This window comes from Colwellia sp. 6M3 (assembly GCF_014077595.1).
Lineage (GTDB): Bacteria > Pseudomonadota > Gammaproteobacteria > Enterobacterales > Alteromonadaceae > Cognaticolwellia.
The window spans coordinates 1-7026 of the sequence record NZ_JACGWF010000137.1 but is presented as its reverse complement, the minus strand read 5'-3'; the positions used below and the strand labels follow the sequence as shown (position 1 = coordinate 7026).

3 protein-coding genes are annotated in these 7026 nt (G+C 38.2%); 2 read left to right on the top strand and 1 reads right to left on the bottom strand.

From position 1 onward, the window contains the following. Window positions 1-34: 34 nt before the first annotated feature. Entirely contained in the window at window positions 35-253 is a 219-nt protein-coding gene (locus H4J50_RS18035; protein WP_182257571.1) for a hypothetical protein, read from the top strand. Between the two features lie 76 nt (window positions 254-329). Further along, window positions 330-578, top strand: a complete 249-nt coding sequence (locus H4J50_RS18030; protein WP_108455205.1) for a hypothetical protein — start codon at window positions 330-332, stop codon at window positions 576-578. A gap of 140 nt (window positions 579-718) precedes the next feature. On the opposite strand, the gene H4J50_RS18025 is transcribed toward H4J50_RS18030, so the two are convergent. Next, on the bottom strand, window positions 719-7026 hold a 6308-nt coding region (locus H4J50_RS18025; RefSeq protein WP_259366295.1), incomplete at its 5' end, for an Ig-like domain-containing protein.

Below are 7026 nucleotides of genomic sequence, written 5' to 3'. Positions count from 1 at the left end.
AAATACAACAATGATGTTTTTATAAGGTAAAGAAATGAACATTGATACGTATGATGACACTGATATTGATGACGATTCAAATTTTGATACTGGTATTGCTGGTTTTGAAATTGCCTATGGTTCAACCAACAAAAAAGCAATTAGAAAAACCGCAAAACAAACTTACCGGGTCAGACAGCGATTAGATTCTTTAAACGAAAAAAGATTCCTAGATAGACAACTTAACTCATTAAGTGACTATTGGGACATGTAATTAAATAAATATTCGTATCTTAATATTTAGGCTTAATAGCTTTAAATGATACGGATATTAATTATCGAGATTTATTATGAAAAAATTAATTTTAGCATTAGCTGTAATGGCATTAACGTCAACTGCAGCGTTTAGCCAAGATGAAGAGCCAGAGTTAATGGCAGCGTCGCCAGACTATATTATGAGCCTGTTTGAACAGTGCAAAAGTGATGCTGTAGAAGATGAAGTTAGCGAATCAGAAATGAATAGTTACTTATTAACTTGTATTAATGACGAGTTAGAAGCTAGCTACTACGAACTCATTAAAGTTCTACCTAAAGGTTAAGCTACTTATCTAGTCATAAACGTTAAGTAACTCAAATTATTTAACTCATTTATTAAGTGGGTTGATTAATTTGAGTTCACTTATTTATCATATTTTTTTGCTTACAGTTTTCTTAATCAAATCAATTATTTTATTTTCACTTACCTACACTTATTACACTGAATAGTTAAACAAACACGTGTGTTGCGCTTAATCGCTAAGAGTAACAACATCAAAATAATGAAACCACCTACATTGCCAGACCCTTTCAGCGTACTTTGTACTTTTCTCTGATCTTGGGTAGCATCATTAATACCATCGCTATTAAAGTCGCCATTTTCATCTTTATCAGCTATGCCATCATTATCGCTGTCTAAATCTAAAAAGTTAGGCGTTCCGTCATTGTCGCTATCAATTTCACCTTCTTCTATATCGGTCAGACCATCTCCGTCACTGTCTAAGTCTAAAAAGTTAGGATCTCCGTCTACATCAAAATCACTTTCTCCTTCGACTGCGTCACTTATACCGTCATCATCACTGTCTAAGTCTAAAAAGTTCGACGCCCCATCACTGTCAAAGTCGGTATCTCCTTCTATTTCATCGCTTATACCATCATTATCACTATCAAGATCTTTATAGTTAGAAGCACCATCACCATCAAAATCATTTATTGTTTCTCTAGCATCACTAATACTGTCGTTATCACTATCTAGATCTAAAAAGTCTGGTGATCCATCAGCATCAAAGTCAATGTTTCCTTCATATTCATCACTTATATTGTCACCATCGCTATCAAGGTCTAAGAAGTTAGAGGCTCCATCAAGGTCGAAGTCATTAAGCCCTTCTATAGCATCACTAATTTTATCGTTATCACTATCAAGATCTAGATAGTTTGGCGTTCCATCACCATCAAAGTCACGCGCCTGTTCATTAATATCTTCGATACCATCACCATCGCTGTCGGTATCTTGAAAATTTAATATGTTATCGCCATCAGGGTTTGATAAAACCACCAGTGTGTCGTCAATACCGTCTAAGTTATCATCTTGATTACTATTAAACGCAGGATCAAATGCATCATCAATCCCATTGCCATTAGTATCAACACCTGAAGGTGGAACAGTAAGTTGCTCTATATTGTCGCTAATTTTATCATTATCGCTATCAAGATCTAAATAATCAGGGGCTGAGTCTTGGTCTGTATCTTTAACGATAAAAATATCATCAACACCGTCTTGGTCATTATCTACACCACCGGTAAAGTCAGCATCGAATACATCGTCAATACCATCTTTATCATGATCAAATCCGGATAAATTGGGTCTGCCATTTTCAATTAAATCTGAAATACCGTCATTATCACTGTCGCGATCTTTTTCATTTATAATACCGTCATTGTCAGAGTCCATTGCGCGTCGAGCGTCTATTGACGACATTCTTCTCGCGTTGGTGATTTGGCTTCCATCTATGTTTTCAATGTCATTTACGTTATTTTCAAATCTCCGCTCAGTAACATCTGCAATACCGTCGTTATCGTCGTCTTTATCTATTACGTCAATCACAGAGTCACCATCGCTGTCAGCATTACTGCCATGACCAAGTACTTGTGTATTGCCGTCAATTGAGTCGTCTATGCCGTCGCCATCAATGTCTTCAGTAAGATCAACTCGTCCATCATTATTTAAGTCGAACGCGCTGTTTGCATTGTTTTGAATATCAAAAACACCGTCGTTGTCACTGTCTAAATCTAAATAATCAAGGATACTATCAGCATCAGTATCAATAACATCGGTCATTACCGGCGTGCCTATATCTGCAATGCCATCTTTGTCATCGTCTTGAACGTTAGCTTCTGAAGTATCTGTATCACCATCATTGTCGCTATCAAGATCATTCATATCGATAATGCCATCAGCATCTGTATCGATAAAAATGAAAGTATCAATAATACCGTCATTATTAACATCTAGTTCATTAGATAGGTCAGAATCGAAGGCATCATCGATACCATCATTATCATGGTCAAAGCCAGTAATGTTAGCTTCAATACTGTCATGAATACCGTCGCTGTCACTGTCTATATCAAGGTGATCAGGCCTAAAGTTTTTATTGTGATCATTTAATATAATCAATAAATCATTAATACCATCATTATCAGCATCTAAACCATTAGTTTGGTCTGCGTCGTATAAATCATCGATGCCATCGTTGTCTATATCTGAGCCCAGAGTGTAGCTTTGGTCGTATCTATCCCAAATACCGTCATTGTCTAAATCTTGAAAACCTACAAAAGCCTCTAATGCATCAGGAATGCGATCGCCATCAGAGTCTACATCTAAGAAGTCTGCTATGCCGTCATTATCGGTATCAATAATTTGATAGGTTATGCCATCACCATCCGGATCATCACCGCCTATATCTGCATCAAATATGTCATCAATACCGTCATTATCAATATCGTTTCCGGAAATTTGTGCTTCAAAGCCATCAAAGATGCCATCATTGTCACTGTCGATATCAAAGGCATTAATGACGCCATCATTATCAATATCCGTATTACCTTCAATAACATCAGGTACGCCATCAGCATCTTCGTCCAAATTAGTATCTAGATAATTAGGAATATTATCGCGATCATCATCGCCAACCCCTTCTTCACTATCAGGAATACCATCATTATCAGAATCGGTATCTTGAGCGTCTGGTATACCGTCATTGTCGCTATCGCCATAGCCTTCAACAGAGTTTTTGATACCATCATTATCTTCATCAAAATTTACGGTTTGCGAGAAATAAATAATGCTTAAGTTTTCTGCTTCGTCTTGTGCCTCAGCCCTTAGGTCATAAGTTCCTTCTGCTAAAACAATGCCACTCTCGCAATTCCAAGCTTTGTTATTCACTGGTGCTTCACATAAGTTATTATCGGTTGACTCTATAATTGATATTGCCGATCCGTCTTCTGTGTCAGATGTGCCGCTAAATATTAATGCATCGTTTTGGCTATAAATAACTCGGTTAATACTAATAACGGGCTTTTCAGTATCTTTATCAATAACAACAGGCTCTGCATTACCAATATTGCCTGCACTGTCAGTTTGATTAGCGTTAACGGTTACTGCTGCTGCACCGTCTGCAATAGCACTTATATCTTTATTCAATACCCACAGTCCTTCATCACAGTTAACTGAGTTGGGGCTTAAAGTATTAACGATAACGACGACGACATTTTCGTCATCGCATGTGCCTTCTATATTATAATTCGATTGATTAACGATATTGATAGTTGGGCCATTTATAATAGTTATTTCAGGTGCGGTAATATCATATTGACTGGTAACCTCTGTAGCAGCAGTATTAAAATTAGCATTACTGTCTTGCGCAACATTTTCGTTTACATTTAACGTAACATCACCTTCTGAAATTGGTTTTATTAGCGCTGTATAGTTACTGGCATCAATAACAACAAAGTTATTGATGGTTGCATTGGTTGTACTAATATCATTAACAACAAAATTTTGAACTGGTTCACTAAAAACAATAGTCGCTGTGAAAGCATTACGTGTAACTGCAGGAGCATTTTGAATAACAACGGCCGGGCGACTTGCATCAAATTGGCTAGTCACCTGAACTGCTGCAGTATTGAGGTTACCTATAGTGTCTTGTGCTACATTAGCGCTAACATCTAACGTCACTAAACCTTCGGCTATAGGCGTGATTAAAGCAGTATAGTTGCGGTCATCAACGATGGTAAAGTTACTTATCGTCGCATTACTTAGACTAATATCGCTGAGAATAAAATTGATCACTGGTTCACTAAATACAAAAGTGGCGGTAAAAGCACTTTGGCTATTTAAAGGAACATTTTCAATGGTAATTGATGGGCGGCTTACGTCATACAGGCTTGTAACCTGCGTTGCCGCCGTATTGAGATTACCACTACTGTCTTGAGCAACCCCTTCACTAACGTCCAAAGTAACTGGCCCATCAACTAAAGGTGTAATTAATGCAGTATAAGTACTGTCATCAACAACAGTGAAGTTACTAATATCAGCATTAGTAATGCCAATATCACTAAGTAAAAACCCAGTTACCGTTTTACTAAATACAAAAGTAGCGGTGAATGGGCTAGCACTATTGACAGGTACATTTTGAATAACTACAGAAGGACGACTAACATCATAATCGCTAGTGACTTGCGCCGCAGCAGTATTGAAATTGCCAACGCTATCTTGTGCGATATTAGCATTAACATTTAAGGTAACAAGCCCATTAGCAACAGGTGTTATCAGCGCAGTATAGTTACTCGCATTTACGGCAGTAAAATTACTTATATTAGCGTTAGTAGCAGTAATATCACTTTGAATAAAGTTGATGACATTTTCACTAAAAACAAATGATGCAGTAAATGCACTGCTACTATTTGTTGGTACATTTTGAATGGTAATTGAAGGTCGATTACCGTCATATTGACTCGTCACTTGAGTCGCCGCTGTATTTAAGTTTCCAGTTGTGTCTTGTGCAACATTTGCATTTACATTTAAAGTAACAACTCCATCACTTGTCGGCGTGATCAGCGCGGTATAACTGCTGCTGCTAACAACAGTAAAGTTACTAATAACGGCATTTGAAACACTGATATCACTGAGAATGAAATTTATCACGGCTTCATTAAAGGAAAAAGTTGCGGTGAATGCATTATTGCTATTTGCTGGAACGTTTTGAATAGCAACCGATGGTCGGCTGATATCATATTGGCTAGTGACTTGAGTCCCGGCCGTATTCAAATTACCCACACTGTCTTGTGCTACATTCGCATTTATATTTACGGTTACTGCACCGTCAGTGATAGGTGTTATCAAGGCGGTGTAAGTGCTGCTATTTACCGTCGTAAAACCGCTAGCAGCAGCATTAGTCAACGTAATATCGCCAACAACAAATCCGGTGACAGCCTCGCTAAATGCGAAGGTAGTTGTAAAGGCATTATTACTTGTCATTGGGACATTTTGGATTGCAACTGACGGACGGCTAGCATCATATTGGCTAGTGACTTGAGTCGCAGCAGTGTTCAAATTACCAACAGTGTCTTGCGCAACATTAGCATTTATATTGACGGTTACAGCACCATCAGCAATAGGTGTGATTAATGCATTGTAGTTACTACCATTTACAGCAGTAAAGTTACTTACGGTCGCATTGGTAACACTGATATCACTAACAATAAAATTAAGCACTGTTTCACTAAAAGCAAAGGTTGCCGTAAATGAATTATTGCTATTCCCTGGAACATTTTGGATTACAACTGAAGGGCGGCTAGCATCATATAGGCTGGTAACTTGCGTAGCAGCTGTATTGAGATTGCCAATATTGTCTTGTGCTACATTAGCATTAACATCTAATGTCACAAGACCTTCAGCTATAGGTGTGATCAACGTAGTATAAGTACTGCCATTAACAGTTGTAAAACTGCTAGCAGCAGCATTAGTCAACGTTATATCTCCAAGCACAAAACCGGTAACGTCTGCACTAAAGGCGAACGTTGCAGTAAAACTACTGTTACCACTAGTAGGTACATTTTGAATAGTTACTGATGGGCGACTTACATCATAATTACTGTTGGCTTGAATCGCAGCTGTATTCAAATTTCCCGCACTGTCTTGTGCAATATTAGCGTTTACATCTAACGTCACCGCACCGGTAACTAATGGTGTGATCAATGCTGTATAAGTACTACCATTTACCGCAGTAAAACTGCTCGCGGTAGCATTAGTCAATGTGATATCAGTAACAATAAACCCTGTAACTACTTCACTAAAAGCAAACGTTGCTGTAAAGCTACTGTTAGAGCTAGCAGGTACATTCTGAATTAAAACTGACGGACGACTCGCATCATATTGGCTAGTTACTTGAGTTGCCGCCGTATTAAAATTATCCGCACTATCTTGAGCAACATTAGCACTAACATCTAACGTTACCGATCCATCTGCAATAGGTGTGATCAACGCAGTATAAGTACTGGTGTTTACAGTAGTAAAACTGCTCGCATTACCATTCCCAACACTGATATCACCCACAACAAACCCTGAAACAGCTTCGCTAAAAGTAAACGTAACAGTGAATGGAGCATTACTTATCGCTGGTACATTTTGAATTAAAACTGATGGACGACTGGCATCATAGTTACTGCTGACTTGAGTCGCCGCCGTATTAAAATTACCCACACTATCTTGTGCAACATTAGCATTTACATCTAACGTTACCGCACCATCTGCTATAGGTGTGATCAATGCCGTATAAGTACTGGTGTTTACGGTAGTAAAACTGCTCGCGGTAGCATTAGTTAACGTGATATCACCAACAACAAAGCCTATTACCGCTTCGCTAAAAGTAAACGTAACGGTAAATGGCGCATTACTTGTTGCTGGTACATTTTGAATTGCAACTGACGGACGGCTTGCATCATAGTTACTGC